An 18,282-nucleotide genomic window follows, 5' to 3' on the forward strand; every position below is an offset into this window, starting at 1 on the left:
CTTTTCGGAGCCATCCCACGGAGGGAAACATGAAGAGCAGCAACCCCGTCTTCGCCCGCAGCGCCGAGTTCAACGGTCGCGGCGGCGCGGTGGCCAACGACCCGTCCCAGTGGCAGGTCGACCTCAACGGATCGCCCACCCACACCGAGATCGGCACCGGATCCGGTCGCATGACGATCGACTCGGTCGTCGAGAAGACCGCCATCACGCTCGGTCTGCTGACCGTCGCCGCGGCGGTCACCTGGTTCCTCCTGCCGGACCTCAACTCGGGTGACGTGTCGGCCGACAATGCCGCGTTCGGCAAGGCTGCGGCCTTCGCCGGCATCGGCGCGATCGTCGGCCTGGTCCTGTCGCTGGTCAATTCGTTCAAGAAGATCATCAGCCCGGCACTCGTGCTGGCCTACGCCGTCTTCGAGGGTGTCTTCATCGGCGCCTTCTCGAAGGTCATCTCGACCTTCGTCGGCGATTCCTCGATCGTCTTCCAGGCGGTCCTCGGCACGCTCGTCGCGTTCGCCGGCACGCTCGCGGCCTACAAGTTCTTCAACATCCAGGTCACCGACCGCTTCCGCAAGATCGTCACGATCGCCATGGTCAGCGTCGTCGGTGTCATGCTGGTCAACTGGATCCTGAGCCTGACCGGCGTCCTCGAGAGTGGCGGACTGCGTGGCTTCAACACCCTGGGCCTGCTCGTCTCGTGCGCGCTGGTCGTCCTCGCGGTGTTCATGCTGATCATGGACTTCGACTACGTCGAGCAGGGCGTCGCGGCCGGCATCCCCGAGCGCGAGTCCTGGCGGGCGGCCTTCGGCCTGACCGTCACGGTCATCTGGCTCTACATCGAGATCCTGCGCATCCTCGCGATCCTGCGGGGCGACTGATCTCCCGCTGAGCACCTGAACGATGGCCGGTTCCCTTCGGGGGCCGGCCATCGGTCTGTCGTGGGCGAGGGTCAGCCGACGCGGCGGCGGCGCAGCACCGTGGCCCAGCGGCCACCGCCGGGAGTGCCGTCCTGGACGACCTGGGTGCCGGCGTTCTCGGAAGCCTCGGCCGCGGCGTCGCGGACGGGCATCAGATCGCGCGGGGTCGAGGTCGGGGCGAAGCTCGCATAGGCCGCGGAGCGGGCCTTCTCCCGGAGCGAGGCCGCGATGGCGGGGATCAGGACCGACACCATGTTGGCGTAGCCGGTCTCCGAGGGGTGGAAGTTGTCGGCGCCGAACATGATGTCGCGGCGCTCGGTGAACAACGTCCCGAGCAGCCCGCCGAGCGACACCGCCCGGCCACCGGCCTCGACGAGGGCGATCGTCTGCCGACGGGCCAGGTTGCGGCTCCAGCGCCGGGCCACGGCGCGCAGGGGCTGCATGATGGGTCGCACGGTGCCGAGATCGGGGGTCGTCCCGACCACGACCTCGCAGTCGGCGGCCACGAGGCGGCGGACGGCGTCGGCGAGCAGCCGGGCGGACGTGCCGGGCGCGACCTGATGGGTCACGTCGTTGGTGCCGACCACGATGAGGGCGACATCGGGGTCCCAGTCGCTGACCTCGTCGATCTGGCGCATCAGGTCTGACGTCTGGGCGCCGACGACGGCACGGCACTTGACCTCGACGGGGGCGTCCATGACGTGGGCCAGCCCGATCCCGATCATCGCGGACGGCGTGGCCTCGGCGGTCGTCATGCCGAAGCCGACCGCCGCCGAGTCGCCGATGACCAGGACCCGGATCGTGCGCCCCGGCAGGTCGTCGCCGTAGACCCCGTCGGGGGACGGCGGTCGCTCCTCGGAGGAGCCGATCGCGCGGCGGGCCAGGAGTGCCTCGCCCACCAGGAAGCCGTAGAAGCCCGAGACGGTCGCGCCGCTGCCGATCAGTGCTGTGGCTGCGATTCTGCGGGGGCGGGGCATAACTCGATTTTACGTCGAGATGGAGACAAGCACTGACCAAAGCGGGCCCGCAACGATGTGTCCCTCGCAACGCCTAGGGTGGCCACGTGCCGGAATCGACGCCCAACCTTCGTGACATCGGTGGCATGTCGGGACTCGACGGCCGTCCCGTGGCCCCGCACCGGGTGCTGCGCAGCGCGGTGCCGAGGGCCAAGGACATACCGCCCGCCGGGATCACCTGGCCGCCCTCGCTCGTGATCGACCTGCGGTCGGCGGCGGAGGCGGAGCCGATCCACCCCCTCGCCCAGGCCGGGGTCCGGGTCGTCAACCTCCCGCTGCTGAGCGCGCTGCGGCCGGGAGCGCCGGCGCAGGACCTCCATGGTCTCTATCTCCTGCTGCTGGACCAGGCGTCGATGTATCTCGTCGAGCTCGTCCGGGAGGTCGGTCTTGCCCAGGGCTCGTCGCTGATCCACTGCGCCGCCGGCAAGGACCGCACGGGCGTCTCGGTCGCGCTGCTGCTGCGACTGGTGGGCGTCTCGCGGGAGGACATCCTGGCCGACTACCTCCTGACGTCCCACGCGGAGCAGGACATCATCGCGCGGCTCAAGAAGTCGAGCGGCCATCGTCACCGCCAGACGCTGCCGGCCTCGTTCTTCGACGTCTCGGCCGAGGCCATCCACGGGGTCCTCGACGTCTGGGACGGTCACGAACGGGGTGTCGAGGGCTGGTTCCAGGACATCGGCGGCACACCGGCCCACATCGACCAGCTCCGCCGTACGCTCTTGGTATGAGCGACGGTGACCGCACCCTCAGCGCCCGCGAGGTGCCGCTGGGGGGCGTGCGCGGGCTGACGGTCCACCGGACGCTGCCGCAGCGCGGGATCCCGACGGTCGGCGCATGGTGCTTCGTCGACCACTTCGGCCCGACCGACGAGCCGATGACGGTCCTGCCGCACCCGCACACCGGGCTGCAGACCGTGACCTGGCCACTGGCGGGCGAGATCCGGCACCGGGACAGCCTCGGCAGCGATGTCGTCCTGCGACCCGGCGAGCTCAACCTCATGACCTCGGGGGACGGCGTCTCGCACTCCGAGCTGTCGGTCGGCGAGGTCTCGGGCATGCATGGACTCCAGCTGTGGGTCGCGCTGCCGGAGGGCGCCCGGGCCGGTGAGGCGGCCTTCCAGCACCTTCCGGACCTGCCGGTCGCCACCGGGCCCGGCTGGTCCGCGACGGTCCTGGTGGGCGAGCTCGCCGGTGCGGTCTCGCCGGCCACGACCTTCACGCCGATCATGGGCGCCGAGGTGCGCGTCGAGCCGGGCTACGCACGCCTGCCGCTGCGGGACGACTTCGAGCACGCGATCCTCGCGGTCGACGGGCCGGTCGTCATCGACGGCGTCGACGTGGCGCACCGCGAGCTGCGCTATCTCGCCCCGGGGCGGAGCGACGTCGGCCTGCAGGTCCCCGCCGGCACGACGCTGCTCCTGATCGGCGGCGAGCCCTTCGACGAGGAGCTCGTCATGTGGTGGAACTTCATCGGCCGCTCCCACGAGGACATCGAGCTCGCCCGTGAGGACTGGCAGCGGGCCGCCCTCCGTTTCGGCCACGTCGACGGCCACGGCGGTGTCGTCATCCCGGCGCCGCCACTCCCGCAGACCCGACTGACTCCCCGCCGGCGCACTGCCACATAACGCCATTATCTGCTAGCCTCGATCTCGGATACCACCAGTATCCGAACCGAGAGGATCTTCCAGATGACCCACTTCACCGGCAAGGTCGCCGTCGTCACCGGCGCGGCGTCCGGCATCGGCCGCGCCCTGTCCGTCGAGCTCGCCCGCCGCGGTGCGCGGCTCGCGATCTGCGACGTCGACCTCGACGGGCTCGCAGAGACCGAGGCGCTGGTCAAGGGCGTCGGCGGCGAGGTCCGGTCCGACGCGCTCGACGTCTCGCAGCGCGAGCTCGTGCTGGCGTACGCCGACACCGTCGCGGAGCACTTCGGCGGGGTCCACCTGGTCTTCAACAACGCCGGCATCGCGTTCACCGGCAACGTCGAGCAGATGTCGTTCAAGGACATCGACCGGGTCATGGACGTCGACTTCTGGGGCGTCGTCAACGGCACCAAGGCGTTCCTGCCGCACCTCATCGCCTCGGGCGACGGGCACGTCGTCAACATCTCGAGCGTCTTCGGCCTGTTCGCGGTGCCGACCCAGAGCGCCTACAACGCCGCCAAGTTCGCGGTGCGCGGCTTCACCGAGTCGCTCCGCCAGGAGATGATCAACACGCAGCGGCCGGTCAAGGTCACGTGCGTCCACCCCGGCGGCATCAAGACCAACATCGTCCGCAACGGCGAGCAGGTCGAGGGCCTCGACCACGACGATCTCGCCTCGTCGTTCGACAAGCTCGCGCGCACCTCGCCGCAGAAGGCCGCCGAGGTCATCCTGCGCGGGGTCGAGAAGAACAAGGCGCGGGTCCTGATCGGCGCCGACGCCTGGGTGCTCGACAAGCTCGTGCGGGTCACGGGGTCGGGCTACCAGCGGATCGTCGCGGGGTTCAGCAGGCGGAACGGCCTCTAGGCGACCACGTGCGCAACGACTGGTCGGGCCAGAGGTTCCCGCACCCGAGCGGCCGCCGGCCGATCGCGGGTGACGCACTCGGTGCCGATCCGGCCGCACCCCTGCAGAGCACGATGCAGCGGGCGGCCGGGCTGGGACCGATCTTCGAGCTGAAGATCTTCGACCAGCGGTTCGTGTTCGTCTCCGGCGCCGAGCTGGCCGCCGAGCTCGCCGACGAGTCCCGCTTCGAGAAGGCGCTCTCGCCCGCACTGGTCGCGCTGCGCGAGTTCGCCGGCGAGGGGCTCTTCACGGCATACAACGACGAGACGAGCTGGTCGCTCGCGCACGACCTGCTGCGTCCGGCGTTCACCAAGGACGCGATGCGTCGCTACCACCCGATCATGCTCGCCGCGGCGCAGGAGCTGTTCGACGTGTGGGACGCCCACGAGGGCCCCGTCGACGTCTCCGCCGACATGACCAGGCTGACGATGGAGACCATCAGCCGGACCGCCTTCAGCACCGACTTCGGCTCGTTCAGCCGGACGGAGCCGCACCCCTTCATCCCGGCCATGATCGCGGCGCTCAAGGCGGGACAGCGCAAGGGCACGCTCGCGTCGATGCCGGGGGCCGGGTTGATGGCGAGGCGGATCGACAAGCGGAACGCGCACCACCAGGCGTACGTCGACCGGCTCCTCGACGACATCATCGCCGCCCGCCGGGCCGGCAGCGGTGACGACGACCGCGACCTGCTGGGGATCATGCTCAACACCCCGCACCCGGAGACGGGGGCGCGGCTCGACGACGTCAACATCCGGCACCAGATCCTGACGTTCCTCGTGGCGGGCCACGAGACGACGTCCGGAGCGCTGTCCTTCGCGCTGTACTACCTCGCCCGGGACCCCGCGCTGCTGGCCCGGGCGCACGAGGAGGTCGACCGGATCCTCGGGACCGACCCGGATGCCGAGCCGGTGTTCGAGCAGGTCGCGAAGTTCCGCTTCCTGCGCCGCGTGCTGGACGAGGGGCTGCGGCTGTGGCCGACGGCGCCGGCGTTCACCCGCAGCCCGCGCGAGACGACCACGCTCGGCTCGGGTCACGTCATGCGGCCGGAGGACTGGGCGATCGTGGTGCTGCCGATGGTGCACCGCGATCCCGCCGTGTGGGGAGACGACGCCGACGAGTTCGACCCGGACCGCTTCCTGCCCGAGCGGTCGCGGGGCCGGGCGGCGCACACCTACAAGCCGTTCGGGACGGGGGAGCGGTCGTGCATCGGCCGGCAGTTCGCCCTGCACGAGGCGATCCTCGTGCTGGCCCGGCTGCTCCATCGCTACGAGCTCACGCCCGACCCGGCGTACGAGCTGCGGATCGCCGAGCGGCTGACCCTGATGCCGGTCGGTTTCGAGCTCGGGCTGGCCCGACGCACGCCGGCCGAGCTGCCGGGGACGACCCCGGAGGATCAGGCCGGGCCCAGTGACACGTGTCCTGCCTCGTCGATCGACCAGCCGGGGTTGAAGGCGACCTCCCACGGGTGCCCGTCCGGATCGGAGAAGTAGCCCGAGTAGCCGCCCCAGACCTGCTCCTCGGGCGGCTTGGTCACGGTGCCACCGGCCGCGACGACCTGCGTCATCACCTCGTCGACCTCGTCGTGGGAGCGGGTGTTGTAGGCGATGCTGATGCCGCTGAACGTCGCACCCGAGTCGGCGACACGGGCGTCGTGGGCGAGCTCGTCGCGCGCCCAGAGGGCCAGGACCACCCCGTTGCCGAGCTGGTAGAACGCGACCTCGTCCTCGTGATTGCCCTTGGTCCAGCCGAGCCCGTCCTCGTAGAAGCGGCGGGCGCGGGCCAGGTCGCCGACGCCGAGCGTGATCAGGCTGAGTCGTTGCTCCATGCCTTCCACGCTAGCCCCGGGGACCGACATCCGTCGGTCCCCGGGGAACGGCTCAGAGCGCCGTGCGCAGGGTGTCCGCCAGCGGGGTGGTCGGGCGACCGATCAGCGCCGACAGGTCGCCGCCGGTGACCTCGAGCTCACCGTTCCTGATCGAGGCGTCGGTCGCCACCGTGAAGTCGACCCACATCGGCGGGACGCCGGCCTCGGCGAGGATCGTCGCCTGCTGCTCGGGCGCGACCTCGGCCACCGTGACGGGAGTGCCGAGCAGGTCGGACAGCGTCGTGGCCAGGTCGGCCTGGGTCCACGCGGTGTCGCCGCCGAGCTCGTAGACGGGCTTGAGCGGCTCGTCGGTCGTCAGCACGACGGCGGCGGCTGCGGCGAAGTCGGCGCGCGAGGCGCTGGCGACCTTGCCGTCGCCGGCGCTCGTCAGGACCGAGCCGGTGCCACGGGCGGCGTCGACGGCCGGGAAGTAGTTCTCGTGGTACCAGCCGTTGCGCAGCAGGACGTGGTCGAGATCCGTCGTCGCGAGGTACTGCTCAGTCGCCAGGTGCTCCGGCGCGACCGGCAGCGTCGAGACGTCGGCGGCGGGCGCGCTGGTGTAGGCCAGCAGGCCGACCCCCTGCGCGACGGCGGCGTCGATGACATTGCGGTGCTGGGGGATGCGCTGTCCGATCTCGTTGCCGGAGATCAGCAGCACGCGGTCGACACCCGCGAGCGCCAGGTCGAGGGCCGCGCGGTCGTCGTAGGACGCGACGCGGACGTCGACGCCCCGGTCGCTCAGCGACTGCGCCTTGGCGAGGTCGCGCACGACGGCGACGACCTCCGCCGCAGGCACGGTGTCGAGCAGCGAGTCGATGACGAGCGAGCCCAGCTGGCCGGTGGCACCGGTGACGGCAATGGTCATGGGGGTTCCTTTCGATGGCCGGGACGGCCCGGCGAGATGGCTAACGATCTGTAAGCACTAACCACAGGTTAGCACTAACCAAGTGATAGCATGACAGCGGCGAAGGAGGAGCGATGTCCCAGGACCCGAGACGCCCGTTCGACGTGTTCGACGGTGGTTGCCCGTCACGTGAGGTGCTCGAGCACGTCACGAGCCGGTGGGGCTCGCTGACCCTGGCCGCCCTGAGCCCCGAGCCCGCGAGGTTCGGGGAGCTGCGTCGCTGCATCGACGGCATCAGCGAGAAGATGCTGTCCCAGACGCTCAAGTCCCTCGAGGCCGACGGCCTCGTCGACCGCCGCGTGCGGTCGACCGCCCCGTTGCACGTCGACTACGCGCTGACCCCGTCGGGTTCGAAGGTCGCCGAGGCGGTCAAGGCGCTGATCCTGTCGCTCTACGGCGTCATGCCCGACGTCATGGCGGCTCGCCAGAGCGCCTGACTCGCACAGCGACGTCAGCGGTCAGGCGTACGCGACGCCGGTCGCGTGCAGCGGGCAGTAGCCGAACGGGTTCTTGACGAGGTACTGCTGGTGGTAGTCCTCGGCGTAGTAGTAGCGCTCGAGCGGCACGATCGCCGTCGTGATCTCGCCGTAGCCGGCCTCGGTCATCTTGACCTGGTAGGCCCCGCGGGATGCCTCGGCCTCGGCCTGCTGCTCGGGCGTCGTGGTGAGGATGATCGAGCGGTACTGCGTGCCGCGGTCGTTGCCCTGACGCATGCCCTGCGTGGGATCGTGGTTCTCCCAGAACACCTTGAGCAGGTCGGCGTACGAGACCTTGGCGGGGTCGAAGATGACCCGCACGACCTCGGCGTGGCCCGTGCGTCCGCTGCACACCTCGTCGTACGTGGGGTGGGCCGTGACGCCGCCGGCGTAGCCGACCGACGTCGACCAGACGCCCGGGACCTCCCAGAACGTCTTCTCCTCGCCCCAGAAGCAGCCCAGGCCGAAGACCGCGACGCCGAAGCCCTCGGGGGCCTGGGTCTCGACCGGGTTGCCGAGCACGAGGTGGGTGCCGCCGACCTGGAACGGGCGACCCTCACGGCCCGGCAGGGCGCTCTCGGTGTCGGGGAGCTGGGACTTGCTGCGGTTGAAGATCATGGAACACCTCTCTGATCGAGTCTACGGATCCAGGCGCGCGGCGCCGATCCGTGACGGAACCATGACAACGCCTGCGACGTCCCGGATGTTCCACGTTCACGGCTGCCGCGTCTGCGGGCACGAACGCCCCGCGCCGGGCTAGGGTTGCGCCCTGAGGAGTGTGATCAGTGAGCGACAGGTACCAGGTCCCGATCGGGGTCGAGATCGCCACCCAATGGGCATGGCGCATCCTGGTCATCGGCCTGGCCGGCGGCGTCGGTATCTGGCTGCTGCGCTTCTTCTCCGAGATCACGGTGCCGATCGCGATAGCGGTGCTCGGCACGGCGCTGACGGTCGACGCGGTGGACTGGCTCGACAAGCGCGGCCTGCCGCGGGTCGCCGCGACGTTCGTCGTCGTGATCGTCATGCTGACGGCGTTCTTCGGGATGCTGGCGCTGGTCGGTCAACAGCTCTCGACCCAGGTCGCTGAGCTGCGCAGCAGCGTCGTCGACGGGATCTCGCAGGTCCAGGACTGGGCCAAGACCGGACCGCTGCAGCTCAGCGACTCCCAGGTGCAGGACTGGGTCGACAACGTCAAGGAGTCGATCAGCTCGAGCGACACGTCGGTCGTGGCGCGGCTGACCGAGGTCGGCACGACGCTGACGCACGTCGTGGCGGGCTTCTTCATCGCCCTGTTCTCGGCGTTCTTCTTCCTCTACGAGGGCAAGCGGATCTGGAGCTGGATCGTCGCGCTGTTCCCCGCCGGCGCACGCGCGCGGGTCGACAGCTCGGGCCACACCGCATGGACGTCGCTGACGGCCTTCGTCCGCGCGACCGTGATCGTGGCCCTGACCGATGCGATCGGCATCGCGCTGGGCGCGTGGGCGCTCAACGTCCCGCTGACGTTCGCGATCGGTGTCCTGGTGTTCCTCGGCGCGTTCGTCCCGATCATCGGTGCGCTGCTGTCGGGGATGGTCGCGGTGCTCGTCGCGCTCGTCGCGCAGGGGCCGTGGACCGCGCTGTTCATGCTGATCGTCGTCATCGTGATCCAGCAGATCGAGTCCCACGTCCTGCAGCCGTTCCTGATGGGCCGGCTGGTCGCGGTGCACCCGCTGGCAATCATCTTCGCGATCGCCGCGGGCGTCACAGTCGCCGGTGTCGTCGGCGCGCTGATCGCGGTGCCGCTGGCGGCCTGTCTCAACGGCGTCGTACGCCACCTGGTCTCGGTCGCGCAGGACTATCAGGACGAGCCCGAGGACGATGTCGACGTGGGGACGAACCCGGAGCCGGCGTGATCGACGTCCACGCCTTCTGCGCGGCACTGCCCGGGGCGGTGCTGACGTCCCCCTTCGGCGAGGAGACCGCGGTCTACAAGGTCGGCGGCAAGATCTTCGCGCTGACCCAGCACGGGCTGCCGCGGACGGTCAACCTCAAGGCCGAGCCGGAGGAGGTCACGCGGCTCGTCGACACGTACGACTGCGTCATCCGCGGCTACCACATGAGCAAGAAGCACTGGATCACCGTCGAGCTGGCCGGGGAGCTCCCGGCGGGACTGCTCGAGGAGCTGATCGAGGACTCGTACGACCTGATCGTCGACAGGCTGCCCGCGCGCGATCGGCCGTAGTCGGGGTTTGGGGCGCGAAGTATCAGCCGAACCTGAAGCAGCGCCGGGCCGTCATCGCCCGCCAGAGTGGGCACCGCCCCCACGCCCAGGTGGGGTCAGGCCTGGTCCGCGAGCGCGGCGGTGAGGCGGACGAGATCGCGCCGCAGGCGATCGCGATCAGCGGCGCTCCAGTCGCCGAGGGCCGCGGTGATGAACTCCCGGCGCTGGGCGAACGTGTTGGTCAGGGAGGCGGCGCCCGCGGGGGACAGGGCGATGATCCGGGCGCGGCCGTCCTCGGGATCGGGCTCGCGGGCGATGAGGCCACGCTCGCCGAGCTGGTGCACATGGCGGCTGACGGTCGAGGCGTCGAGCAGCATCGCCTCGGCGATGTCGCCCATGCGCATCGCGCCGCGACACTTCAGCGTGTAGAGCAGGCTCGCCTGCGAGGGCTCGACGGTGTCCCCGTCGACACGGGCCCGGAACCGGCGGCCCGCCGCCATCATGAGCTGCATGAAGGCGTCCTCCGCGCTGGCTGCCTCGGTCGCCTCGACGACGGACCCGTTTGGTTGCATGACGCAAGCATATATCAAGTTGCCGAATGCAACCAATAAGTCCGCGGTGATGCTCGGCCGTCGAAGGGGTCTAGTTTGAGGGAGTGGACCTGAATGACGTGAGAGCCGCCCGGACGCTGCTTGCGGGAGTCACCGAGACGACACCGATGGCCCACTCCCGCTGGCTCAGTGCCAAGACCTCCCGGGAGGTCTTCCTCAAGGCCGAGAACCTCCAGCGGACCGGCTCGTTCAAGATCCGCGGGGCGTACGTCCGCATCGCCCGGCTGAGCGAGGAGGAGCGATCCCGCGGGGTCGTTGCCGCGAGCGCCGGCAACCACGCGCAGGGTGTCGCCCTCGCGGCATCGCTGCTCGGCACCAAGGCCACGATCTTCATGCCGGTCGGTGCGGCACTGCCGAAGGTCGCCGCGACGGAGGGCTACGGCGCCGACATCCAGTTCCACGGGTCCGGGGTGACCGAGGCGCTCGTGCCGGCGCGTGAGTTCGCCGAGCGTACGGGCGCCGTGCTGATCCACCCCTTCGACCACGAGGACATCATCGCGGGACAGGGCACGCTCGGCCTGGAGATCCTCGAGCAGTGCCCCGACGTCAGGACGATCCTCGTGCCGCTGGGCGGCGGCGGTCTCGCGGCCGGCGTGGCGCTGCTGCGCTCCGAGCGCCCCGACCTGCGCGTCATCGGCGTGCAGGCCGAGGACGCCGCGGCGTACCCCGCCTCGATCGCGGCCGGCTATCCCGTCGCGACCCCGATGGGCATCACGATGGCCGACGGCATCTCGGTCGCCCAGCCCGGCGACATCCCGTTCGGGATCCTCGCGTCGCTGCTCGACGAGGTCATCACGGTCGGTGAGGAGTCGCTCAGCAGTGCGCTGATCTCGCTGCTGGAACGGGCCAAGATGCTCGTCGAGCCCGCCGGTGCCGCCGCGGTGGCCGCGCTGCTGGAGCGCCCGACCGCGTTCGAGGGGCCCGTGGTCGCGGTCCTGTCGGGCGGCAACATCGACGCCCTCGTGCTGCTCGACGTCATCCGTCACGGTCTCGCCGCGGCGGGCCGGTTCCTGATGTTCCGCGCGAGGATCTCCGACCGGCCGGGTGAGCTGATGCGGCTGCTGACCGACCTGGCGGCGATGCAGGTCAACGTCCTCAACGTCAACCACGACCGGGCGTCGGACACGCTGGGCGTCCGGCAGGTCGACGTCGACATCCAGGTCGCGACCCGCGGACCCCAGCACCGCGACGAGGTGCGGGCCCGCCTGGTCGACCTGGGCTACGAGCTGGTCTGAGCTCGCCCGGCCCGGGAACGACAAGAGGCCCACCATCCCGGGGGACGGTGGGCCTCTCGGGCGCTGATCAGTACGGCTTGGCCGCGACGACCTCGACCGTGATGCTCTTGCCGTTGGGCGTCTCGTAGGAGACCGTGTCGCCGGGGGACTTGCCCATCAGGGCGCTGCCCAGCGGTGAGGTGGGGGAGTAGACGTCGATCTCGACGCTGGAGTCCATGCTCAGGAGCTCGCGCGAGCCGAGCAGGAACTGCTCGGTGTCGTCGTCACCCTCGAAGCGGATCGTGACGATCATCCCGGCCTCGACGAGTCCGTCGTCGGCGGGCTTGTCGCCTACCTCGGCCCGGCGGAGCATGCTCTCGAGCTGGTCGATGCGCGCCTTGGTCTTGCCCTGCTCCTCGCGGGCGGCGTGGTAGCCGCCGTTCTCCTTGAGGTCGCCCTCGTCGCGGGCAGCGGAGATCTTGGCGGTGATGTCGGCCCAGACGTCACCCTTGAGGTGCTGCAGCTCCTGCTGCAGACGGTCGTACGCCTCCTGGGTCACCCAGATGGTGTCGGTCTCTGTCGGCTGAGTCACTGGTGCGCTCCTTTACGTGCTGCACCCCGGACCACTGCCCGGGGTGAACTTACAAGACTAGCACTCAATCCTTGGGCGCACACGTCCTCAGGACACCGGTGACAGCCTTGCGCTGAGTCTCGATGTCGACCGTGATCCTTATCTTTTCGCGCCGGGAGGCGGGGACGTCGACGGTCTTCTCACCGACGATCGAGTGGTCCGCGGCCTGCGCGTAGACCGTGCACTGGACGTCGAGGGGATCGGGGCGGACGATGTCGAGCGTCACCGTGACCTGGTTGGCGTCGACGACGTCGTAGCCCCACAGCCGTCCCGTGACGGGGTCCTTCTGGAAGCCGACCCAGGCGGCGAAGGCCACGCCCAGGGCGATCCCGATCGCGGCGATGGTGGGCCAGAACCAGCGGGGTCGGCCGCGGGTCGCGTAGCGGGAGCTGAGATCGGTCACGTCCCCAGTGTCTCAGGAGCTCGGAAACTCCTCGATGACGACCTTGCCGGGGCCGCGGAACACCCGGACCGAAGGCGGAGTTGGGGCGGATGGAAGTATTTGAGCCCAGTCCCAGAAGGAGAGCTCGTGGCCGAGAAGCTTCGCCTCATGCACGTGCACGCCCATCCCGACGACGAGTCGAGCAAGGGCGCCGCGTCGACGGCGCGCTACGTTGCGGAGGGCGTCGACGTCCATGTCGTGACCTGCACCGGCGGCGAGCGCGGCTCGATCCTCAACCCGAGCTTCGAGCACCCGGGCATCATCGACAACCCCGAGCTGATCTCGGAGATCCGCCGCGACGAGATGGACCGCGCCCGCGAGATCCTCGGCGTGACGCAGGACTGGCTCGGCTTCGTCGACTCCGGCTGGCCTGAGGGCGATCCCAAGCCGCCCCTGCCCGAGGGCTGCTTCGGCCTGGTCCCGATCGAGGAGGCCGCCGAGCCGCTCGTCCGGCTGATCCGCTCCTTCAAGCCGCACGTCCTGACGACGTACGACGAGAAGGGTGGCTACCCGCACCCCGATCACATCAAGTGCCACGAGATCAGCGTGTACGCCTTCGAGGCGGCGGCCGATCCTGAGCGCTATCCCGACGCCGGCGAGGCGTGGCAGGTCTCGAAGCTCTACTACCACCTGGGCTGGAGCTGGAGGCGGATGGACGCGATCGCCCGGGCCATGGAGGACGCCGGCCTGAAGAACCCCTACGCCGAGCGCTTCAAGGACTGGGAGCGCAAGCCCGAGGACGAGGCGCGGCTGACGACCCGGGTCGAGTGCTCGCAGTACTTCCCGGTCCGCGATGCGGCGCTCCTGGCGCACGCGACGCAGATCGACCCCGACGGCTGGTGGTTCGCGATCCCGCACGAGGTCCAGGCGTCGGCGTGGCCGACCGAGGACTACCAGCTGGTCGAGTCGAAGGTCGAGACCAGCGTGCCCGAGACGGACTTGTTCGCCGGTCTGCGCTGACACCGTGAACGTCACGGTCGTCCTCGCCTTCACGGCCAACGCCTTGGTGGCGCTGGCGAAGTCGGCGGCGGCGGTCATGACCGGCTCGGCCTCGATGGTGGCCGAGGCCGCGCACTCGTGGGCCGACACCGGCAACGAGGTGTTCCTGCTGGTCGCCGACCGGCGATCCCGGCGCCGCCCGGACCGGACCCACCCGCTGGGCTACGGCCGCGAGGCGTACGTCTGGTCGATGTTCGCCGCGGTCGGCCTGTTCGTCGCCGGCGCCGTCGTGTCGATCGTGCACGGTGTGCAGGAGCTGTCCGCCGAGGCGGGGGAGTCGAGCTTCACGGTGGCGTACGTCGTGCTGGGCATCGCGTTCGTGCTGGAGGGGATCTCGTTCCTCCAGGCGTACCGACAGGTCCACCGGCAGGCAGACCTGGCCGAGCACACGGTCCTGCAGCACGCGCTCGACACCTCCGACCCCACCCTTCGGGCGGTGTTCGCGGAGGACTCGGCGGCGCTGATCGGCATCGTCATCGCGGCAACCGGCATCGGCCTCCACCAGGCCACGGGGTCACCGGTCCCGGACGCGATCGGCTCGATATTGGTCGGGGTGCTGCTGGCCGTCGTGGCGTTCGTGCTGATCGACCGCAACCGGCGGTTCCTCGTCGGGATGGAGGTGCCGCCCGCGATCCGGGGCTACGTCGAGGAGCGCATCGCGCGCATGCCGCGGGTCTCGAGCGTCGGCTACCTCCACGTCGAGTTCGTCGGGCCGCACCGGGTCTATGTCGTCGCGAGCGTCGACCTGGTCGGTGACGACGTCGAGTCGAGCGTCGCCGATCACCTCCGCGCCCTCGAGCGCCGGCTGGAGGAGGACGATGCCGTGGTCGAGGCCGTGCTCACGGTGTCCCGAGCGGGTGAGCCCCCGGACGCCGACCTCGGCTAGCCACCACCCGGGCGGGGTCTACAGGTCGTACTCCAGGGTGATGTCGAAACCGCCCTCAGGCGGGGCGCCGGCCATCGACAGCCGGGCCGAGCCGGTCAGCGTCGCGAGGCCGTCGGTGCCGAGCCCCGGGAGCACCTCGACCGTCGCGGAGACGGCCCCCTCGGCGTACGCACCGGAGTGCCGCAGGACGCAGCTGCCCTCGCGCCCGTCGATCGTGCCGGTGAACCGCTCGTAGCCGGTGATGTCGGCGCGACCGGCCTTGCTGTCCCGGTAGGCGAAGAGGTACGTGACGACACCCTCGCCGGCGATGTCGCCGGTGTAGGCGTACGTGACCCTGGCGGTGGTGACGCCGCGGCTCGGGTAGTAGGTGCCGTTCTTGGTCTCACCCTCGCCGTCGATGTCCTCGATGACCGACTCTTCCCAGCCGGTCGGCGTGAACTTCCCTGTCGTCTGAGTGCTCATCCTCCGAGTCTCCGTCCGCCCGGCGGGATCCGCATCCCTTGCCCCGGACCTCGGGCAATCCACGGTCGCCGCGTAGACTCCGAGCATGAGCACGTACGCCCTGCTGGCCGAGCTGGCGACCCGCGACAAGCCGCTTGACCCCAACGACGTCAAGCCCGGCTGGGTCGCGTTGGGCATCGTCGTGATCCTGTGCATCGCGACGTTCTTCCTGTGCCGCTCGTTCCTCGCCCACGCCCGCAAGGCGCAGCGGCCGTGGGACGGCGAGGACGCCGATCCGGGCGTCAAGCGCACCACCCCGCACGACCGCGGCTGACCCGGCTGGGTCCGTGCTCGACCTGTCCCGCGACCAGTGGGACGCGGCGGTGTCGTCGGTCGCGAGCATCCGTGACACTGGGTACGTGTATCCGGCCTACAACGCCTCGAAGGCGGTCCTCAACCAGCTCACGGTGTCGGCGGACCAGCTGGCCTCGGCCCTGGCGGACGATGCCGCACACGTCAACGGTGTGTGCCTCCCGGTCGACCGGGGTCTCTCGGCGAGGTGCCTGTGAATCCCGAGGCCCTCGCCGAGCTCGGCGCCAGTGTCCTGTCGACGGATGCCGACGTCACTGCGGCCTACGCCCATGACGAGTCCCGCCTGACGGGGCGGTCGACGCCGGTCGCGGTGCTCGCGCCGGCCAGCACTGCTGAGGTCGCCGCCTGCCTGCGGGTCGCCACCCGCGAGGGCTGGCACGTCATTCCTCGCGGTGCCGGCAGCGGGCTGAGCGGTGCGGCGAACGGCGCCGGTGAGTTCGTCGTGCTGAGCACCCATCGCCTGGACTCGATCTCGTCGATCGACCCCGTCGAACGGATCGCGGTGGTGCAACCCGGCGTCGTGACGGGTGACCTGCGTGCCGCAGTCGCAGCACAGGGACTGTTCTACCCACCCGACCCGGGAAGTGTCGCGTTCTCGACCATCGGTGGGAACGTCGCAACCAACGCCGGCGGCATGTGCTGCGTCAAGTACGGCGTGACGGGTGACTTCGTCCTGGGTCTGGAGGTCGTGCTGGCGGACGGCCGCGTCATGCGCACGGGACGGCGTACCGCGAAGGGTGTCGCCGGATATGACCTGACCCACCTGTTCGTGGGGTCCGAGGGCACCCTCGGTGTCGTCACCGAGATCACGGTCCGTCTGCTGCCGGCCCCGCGTCCGCCGCTGACGTTGGTGGCGACCTTCCGGAGCCTCACCGATGCCGGTCAGGCCGTCGCGGCGATCGCGGCGACGGGATCACCCGTCTCGATGCTCGAGATCATGGATCGGACGACCCTGGAAGCGGTCGACCGGCTCGCCCGCATGGGCTTCGAGCCCGGCACCGCCGCGATGCTGCTGGTGCAGAGCGACGAACCCGACTCCGCCGGGGTGCTGGCAGAGGTCGAGAAGCTCTGCGCGGGTGCCGGCGCGGTCGACGTGGCGGTCGGCGACGATCCCGAGGAAGGCGCCCAGCTCCTGGAAGCCCGTCGTCTCGCCCTCCCCGCGCTCGAACGGCTCGGCGACTGGCTACTCGACGACGTCTGCGTGCCGCGCGGACGGATCGTGGAGCTGATCGAGCTGATCGAGGGCGTGGCGGCCGACGAGGGCCTCACGATCGGGGTCTTCGGCCACGCCGGTGACGGCAACATGCACCCGACCGTCATCTTCGACGACGCGGATCCGCACAGTCGTGAGGCGGCGCTGCGGGCGTTCGACCGCATCACCGAGCACGCCCTGGCTCTCGGGGGAACGATCACGGGCGAGCACGGGGTCGGCCGGCTCAAACGGTCCTGGCTGGCGCGCGAGCTCGACGAGACGGCGATGGCCGTGCACCGGGCCGTCCGCTCGGCGTTGGACCCGGACGGCCTGCTCAACCCGGGGAATCTGTTCGACCCCGCCTGAGGGTCACGCCACGTCTCGCGGGGGCAGTGCGGACCGCAACGGCGAGTCCCACAGCTGCGACGGCAGCGCATCCGAGCGCGAGCAGCCGGACCTGCTGGACGGTCCACACCTCGTAGAAGTGCTCGGGGTCGCTCCCGAGGCTCGAGGCAGTGGCGAGGAAATGGGTGGCCAGGAATGCGGCGTTGAGGCCGAAGGCGCCGCCGACCCCACACCACGCCGCCCGTGAGCGGCTCGACCCCGTCCACTGCCAGAGGGCCAACGCGATGAGCGCGGCGCTCACTGCAGCGCCGACGGCCATGGTCGTCGCGTACCGGAGATGATCCTCCCCGGTGGGGACGTCGTTCATGAAGGAGGACGAGAGGAATCCGACGAGGAAGAACGGCACTCCCACGGCGACCGTGATGGCCACGACCAGGAGCGCGACAAAGCGACGGCCCGTCGGGGTCACGGTCGCGCTCATGCCGTCATCGTGACACGGCTCTAGGCTGGCGGTATGCCCAACCGCCTCGCCCAGGCCACCTCGCCGTACCTCCAGCAGCACGCCGACAACCCCGTCGACTGGTGGGAGTGGAGCGCGGAGGCGCTCGAGGTCGCGAAGACGCTGGACCGGCCGATCCTGCTGAGCGTCGGCTACGCCGCCTGCCACTGGTGCCACGTCATGGCGCACGAGTCGTTCGAGGACCCGGCGACCGCGGCGTACATGAACGACCACTTCGTCAACATCAAGGTCGACCGCGAGGAGCGTCCGGACATCGACGCGGTCTACATGCGCGCGACCCAGGCGATGACGGGCCAGGGCGGCTGGCCGATGACCTGCATCCTGACCCCGGACGGCGAGCCGTTCTTCGCGGGGACCTACTTCCCGCCGCAGCCGCGGCAGGGCTCGCCGGCGTTCAGCCAGGTCCTGCAGGCGCTCGCCGAGGCGTGGCGCGACCGGCGCGACGAGGTGCTGACGGTGACGCAGGACATCATGAAGCACCTCGGCGAGACGATCGACCCGGTCGGCGGCGACCTGGGGGCCGCCGAGCTCGACGCCGCGGTGCCCGAGCTGGCCAAGGGCTACGACGCCGAGGCCGGGGGGTTCGGCACGAGCCCGAAGTTCCCGCCGTCGATGGTGCTGGAGTTCCTGCTCCGCAACGCCGCCCGTACGGGGTCGCGGCAGGCGCTCGACCTGGTGGCCGGGACGTGCGAGGCGATGGCCCGCGG

General features: G+C 70.2%; 24 protein-coding genes. 15 read left to right on the forward strand and 9 right to left on the reverse strand.

Going from position 1 to position 18,282, the window contains the following annotated elements; genetic code table 11:
• Positions 1 to 29: 29 nt before the first annotated feature.
• Positions 30 to 875: a Bax inhibitor-1/YccA family protein gene (locus tag JWQ91_RS05640; protein ID WP_297781837.1), complete on the forward strand. Its 846-nt coding sequence runs from the start codon at positions 30 to 32 to the stop codon at positions 873 to 875.
• A 71-nt stretch (positions 876 to 946) separates the two neighbouring features.
• Here JWQ91_RS05640 and JWQ91_RS05645 read toward each other — a convergent pair whose 3' ends face one another.
• On the reverse strand, positions 947 to 1,891 hold the full coding sequence (locus tag JWQ91_RS05645; RefSeq protein WP_297781839.1) for an SGNH/GDSL hydrolase family protein: 945 nt from the start codon (positions 1,889 to 1,891) through the stop codon (positions 947 to 949).
• An 86-nt stretch (positions 1,892 to 1,977) separates the two neighbouring features.
• Here JWQ91_RS05645 and JWQ91_RS05650 point away from each other — a divergent pair, with 86 nt between their 5' ends.
• From JWQ91_RS05650 to JWQ91_RS05665, 4 genes are all read left to right on the forward strand, one after another.
• Complete coding sequence (locus JWQ91_RS05650) at positions 1,978 to 2,661, forward strand: tyrosine-protein phosphatase (RefSeq protein WP_297781841.1); 684 nt, start codon at positions 1,978 to 1,980, stop codon at positions 2,659 to 2,661.
• Positions 2,658 to 3,557: a pirin family protein gene (locus JWQ91_RS05655; protein ID WP_297781843.1), complete on the forward strand. Its 900-nt coding sequence runs from the start codon at positions 2,658 to 2,660 to the stop codon at positions 3,555 to 3,557. The genes JWQ91_RS05650 and JWQ91_RS05655 overlap by 4 nt, the downstream gene beginning before the upstream one ends.
• A gap of 63 nt (positions 3,558 to 3,620) precedes the next feature.
• The gene (locus JWQ91_RS05660) at positions 3,621 to 4,439 is read left to right on the forward strand and encodes an SDR family oxidoreductase (RefSeq protein ID WP_297781844.1); all 819 of its coding nucleotides are present in this window, start codon (positions 3,621 to 3,623) and stop codon (positions 4,437 to 4,439) included.
• Positions 4,440 to 4,447: 8 nt separating this feature from the next.
• Positions 4,448 to 5,968, forward strand: coding sequence for a cytochrome P450 (locus tag JWQ91_RS05665; RefSeq protein WP_297781846.1), 1,521 nt, complete (start codon positions 4,448 to 4,450; stop codon positions 5,966 to 5,968).
• On the opposite strand, the gene JWQ91_RS05670 is transcribed toward JWQ91_RS05665, so the two are convergent.
• Both JWQ91_RS05670 and JWQ91_RS05675 read right to left on the reverse strand, forming a co-directional pair.
• Positions 5,872 to 6,303 carry a VOC family protein gene (locus tag JWQ91_RS05670; protein ID WP_297781847.1) on the reverse strand — a complete coding sequence of 144 codons (432 nt, stop codon included), beginning with the start codon at positions 6,301 to 6,303 and terminating at the stop codon, positions 5,872 to 5,874. The two genes, JWQ91_RS05665 and JWQ91_RS05670, sit on opposite strands and share 97 nt — an antisense overlap.
• Before the next feature lie 52 nt (positions 6,304 to 6,355).
• A complete protein-coding gene (locus JWQ91_RS05675; protein WP_297781849.1) occupies positions 6,356 to 7,207 on the reverse strand; it encodes an SDR family oxidoreductase in 852 nt (283 codons plus the stop codon).
• Between the two features lie 113 nt (positions 7,208 to 7,320).
• Here JWQ91_RS05675 and JWQ91_RS05680 point away from each other — a divergent pair, with 113 nt between their 5' ends.
• Positions 7,321 to 7,683 carry a helix-turn-helix domain-containing protein gene (locus tag JWQ91_RS05680; protein ID WP_297781851.1) on the forward strand — a complete coding sequence of 121 codons (363 nt, stop codon included), beginning with the start codon at positions 7,321 to 7,323 and terminating at the stop codon, positions 7,681 to 7,683.
• Positions 7,684 to 7,704: 21 nt separating this feature from the next.
• Here the strand turns inward: JWQ91_RS05680 and msrA are convergent, their stop codons facing one another.
• Positions 7,705 to 8,340 (reverse strand): peptide-methionine (S)-S-oxide reductase MsrA, encoded by a 636-nt coding sequence (gene msrA, locus JWQ91_RS05685; RefSeq protein ID WP_297781853.1) that lies wholly within the window; start codon positions 8,338 to 8,340, stop codon positions 7,705 to 7,707.
• A gap of 167 nt (positions 8,341 to 8,507) precedes the next feature.
• On the opposite strand from msrA, the gene JWQ91_RS05690 reads away from it, so the two are divergent.
• Entirely contained in the window at positions 8,508 to 9,614 is a 1,107-nt protein-coding gene (locus JWQ91_RS05690; RefSeq protein WP_297781855.1) for an AI-2E family transporter, read from the forward strand.
• A complete protein-coding gene (locus JWQ91_RS05695; protein WP_297781857.1) occupies positions 9,611 to 9,943 on the forward strand; it encodes an MmcQ/YjbR family DNA-binding protein in 333 nt (110 codons plus the stop codon). The genes JWQ91_RS05690 and JWQ91_RS05695 overlap by 4 nt, the downstream gene beginning before the upstream one ends.
• A 95-nt stretch (positions 9,944 to 10,038) precedes the next feature.
• On the opposite strand, the gene JWQ91_RS05700 is transcribed toward JWQ91_RS05695, so the two are convergent.
• Entirely contained in the window at positions 10,039 to 10,494 is a 456-nt protein-coding gene (locus JWQ91_RS05700; protein ID WP_297781859.1) for a MarR family transcriptional regulator, read from the reverse strand.
• Between the two features lie 146 nt (positions 10,495 to 10,640).
• Here JWQ91_RS05700 and ilvA point away from each other — a divergent pair, with 146 nt between their 5' ends.
• Positions 10,641 to 11,768, forward strand: a complete 1,128-nt coding sequence (gene ilvA, locus JWQ91_RS05705) for a threonine ammonia-lyase (RefSeq protein ID WP_366521355.1) — start codon at positions 10,641 to 10,643, stop codon at positions 11,766 to 11,768.
• A 67-nt stretch (positions 11,769 to 11,835) separates the two neighbouring features.
• Here the strand turns inward: ilvA and greA are convergent, their stop codons facing one another.
• Both greA and JWQ91_RS05715 read right to left on the reverse strand, forming a co-directional pair.
• Positions 11,836 to 12,339, reverse strand: coding sequence for a transcription elongation factor GreA (gene greA / locus JWQ91_RS05710; protein ID WP_297781860.1), 504 nt, complete (start codon positions 12,337 to 12,339; stop codon positions 11,836 to 11,838).
• Between the two features lie 64 nt (positions 12,340 to 12,403).
• Positions 12,404 to 12,781, reverse strand: a complete 378-nt coding sequence (locus JWQ91_RS05715; RefSeq protein ID WP_297781862.1) for a DUF4307 domain-containing protein — start codon at positions 12,779 to 12,781, stop codon at positions 12,404 to 12,406.
• Positions 12,782 to 12,907: 126 nt separating this feature from the next.
• Between JWQ91_RS05715 and mca the strand changes: the two genes are divergently transcribed.
• Positions 12,908 to 13,780 (forward strand): mycothiol conjugate amidase Mca, encoded by an 873-nt coding sequence (gene mca / locus JWQ91_RS05720; RefSeq protein ID WP_297781864.1) that lies wholly within the window; start codon positions 12,908 to 12,910, stop codon positions 13,778 to 13,780.
• A 4-nt stretch (positions 13,781 to 13,784) separates the two neighbouring features.
• Positions 13,785 to 14,705 (forward strand): cation diffusion facilitator family transporter, encoded by a 921-nt coding sequence (locus JWQ91_RS05725; RefSeq protein ID WP_297781866.1) that lies wholly within the window; start codon positions 13,785 to 13,787, stop codon positions 14,703 to 14,705.
• 18 nt (positions 14,706 to 14,723) lie between these two features.
• Here JWQ91_RS05725 and JWQ91_RS05730 read toward each other — a convergent pair whose 3' ends face one another.
• Positions 14,724 to 15,167: a DUF3224 domain-containing protein gene (locus tag JWQ91_RS05730; RefSeq protein ID WP_297781867.1), complete on the reverse strand. Its 444-nt coding sequence runs from the start codon at positions 15,165 to 15,167 to the stop codon at positions 14,724 to 14,726.
• 85 nt (positions 15,168 to 15,252) lie between these two features.
• Here JWQ91_RS05730 and JWQ91_RS05735 point away from each other — a divergent pair, with 85 nt between their 5' ends.
• From JWQ91_RS05735 to JWQ91_RS05745, 3 genes are read left to right on the forward strand one after another with little or no spacing between them, the layout of a single operon-like run.
• A complete protein-coding gene (locus tag JWQ91_RS05735) occupies positions 15,253 to 15,480 on the forward strand; it encodes a hypothetical protein (protein ID WP_297781868.1) in 228 nt (75 codons plus the stop codon).
• 13 nt (positions 15,481 to 15,493) lie between these two features.
• Positions 15,494 to 15,715 carry a hypothetical protein gene (locus tag JWQ91_RS05740; protein WP_297781869.1) on the forward strand — a complete coding sequence of 74 codons (222 nt, stop codon included), beginning with the start codon at positions 15,494 to 15,496 and terminating at the stop codon, positions 15,713 to 15,715.
• Positions 15,712 to 17,076, forward strand: a complete 1,365-nt coding sequence (locus tag JWQ91_RS05745) for an FAD-linked oxidase C-terminal domain-containing protein (RefSeq protein ID WP_297781871.1) — start codon at positions 15,712 to 15,714, stop codon at positions 17,074 to 17,076. The genes JWQ91_RS05740 and JWQ91_RS05745 overlap by 4 nt, the downstream gene beginning before the upstream one ends.
• Here JWQ91_RS05745 and JWQ91_RS05750 read toward each other — a convergent pair.
• Entirely contained in the window at positions 17,045 to 17,536 is a 492-nt protein-coding gene (locus JWQ91_RS05750) for a hypothetical protein (RefSeq protein WP_297781873.1), read from the reverse strand. The two genes, JWQ91_RS05745 and JWQ91_RS05750, sit on opposite strands and share 32 nt — an antisense overlap.
• 33 nt (positions 17,537 to 17,569) lie before the next feature.
• On the opposite strand from JWQ91_RS05750, the gene JWQ91_RS05755 reads away from it, so the two are divergent.
• Positions 17,570 to 18,282 (forward strand): DUF255 domain-containing protein (locus JWQ91_RS05755; RefSeq protein ID WP_297781875.1); only part of this gene is annotated, 713 nt, incomplete at its 3' end.

It is taken from the genome of Aeromicrobium sp. (genome assembly GCF_025965075.1).
Lineage (GTDB): Bacteria > Actinomycetota > Actinomycetes > Propionibacteriales > Nocardioidaceae > Aeromicrobium.

Excerpts from the sequence above, each read along its gene's own strand:
- JWQ91_RS05640 (WP_297781837.1), top strand. The coding sequence starts at position 30 with ATGAAGAGCAGCAACCCCGTCTTCGCCCGCAGCGCCGAGTTCAACGGT.
- JWQ91_RS05645 (WP_297781839.1), bottom strand. The coding sequence starts at position 1,891 with ATGCCCCGCCCCCGCAGAATCGCAGCCACAGCACTGATCGGCAGCGGC.
- JWQ91_RS05655 (WP_297781843.1), top strand. The coding sequence starts at position 2,658 with ATGAGCGACGGTGACCGCACCCTCAGCGCCCGCGAGGTGCCGCTGGGG.
- JWQ91_RS05660 (WP_297781844.1), top strand. The coding sequence starts at position 3,621 with ATGACCCACTTCACCGGCAAGGTCGCCGTCGTCACCGGCGCGGCGTCC.
- JWQ91_RS05670 (WP_297781847.1), bottom strand. The coding sequence starts at position 6,303 with ATGGAGCAACGACTCAGCCTGATCACGCTCGGCGTCGGCGACCTGGCC.
- JWQ91_RS05675 (WP_297781849.1), bottom strand. The coding sequence starts at position 7,207 with ATGACCATTGCCGTCACCGGTGCCACCGGCCAGCTGGGCTCGCTCGTC.
- JWQ91_RS05680 (WP_297781851.1), top strand. The coding sequence starts at position 7,321 with ATGTCCCAGGACCCGAGACGCCCGTTCGACGTGTTCGACGGTGGTTGC.
- msrA (WP_297781853.1), bottom strand. The coding sequence starts at position 8,340 with ATGATCTTCAACCGCAGCAAGTCCCAGCTCCCCGACACCGAGAGCGCC.
- JWQ91_RS05700 (WP_297781859.1), bottom strand. The coding sequence starts at position 10,494 with ATGCAACCAAACGGGTCCGTCGTCGAGGCGACCGAGGCAGCCAGCGCG.
- ilvA (WP_366521355.1), top strand. The coding sequence starts at position 10,641 with ATGGCCCACTCCCGCTGGCTCAGTGCCAAGACCTCCCGGGAGGTCTTC.
- JWQ91_RS05730 (WP_297781867.1), bottom strand. The coding sequence starts at position 15,167 with ATGAGCACTCAGACGACAGGGAAGTTCACGCCGACCGGCTGGGAAGAG.
- JWQ91_RS05735 (WP_297781868.1), top strand. The coding sequence starts at position 15,253 with ATGAGCACGTACGCCCTGCTGGCCGAGCTGGCGACCCGCGACAAGCCG.
- JWQ91_RS05750 (WP_297781873.1), bottom strand. The coding sequence starts at position 17,536 with ATGAGCGCGACCGTGACCCCGACGGGCCGTCGCTTTGTCGCGCTCCTG.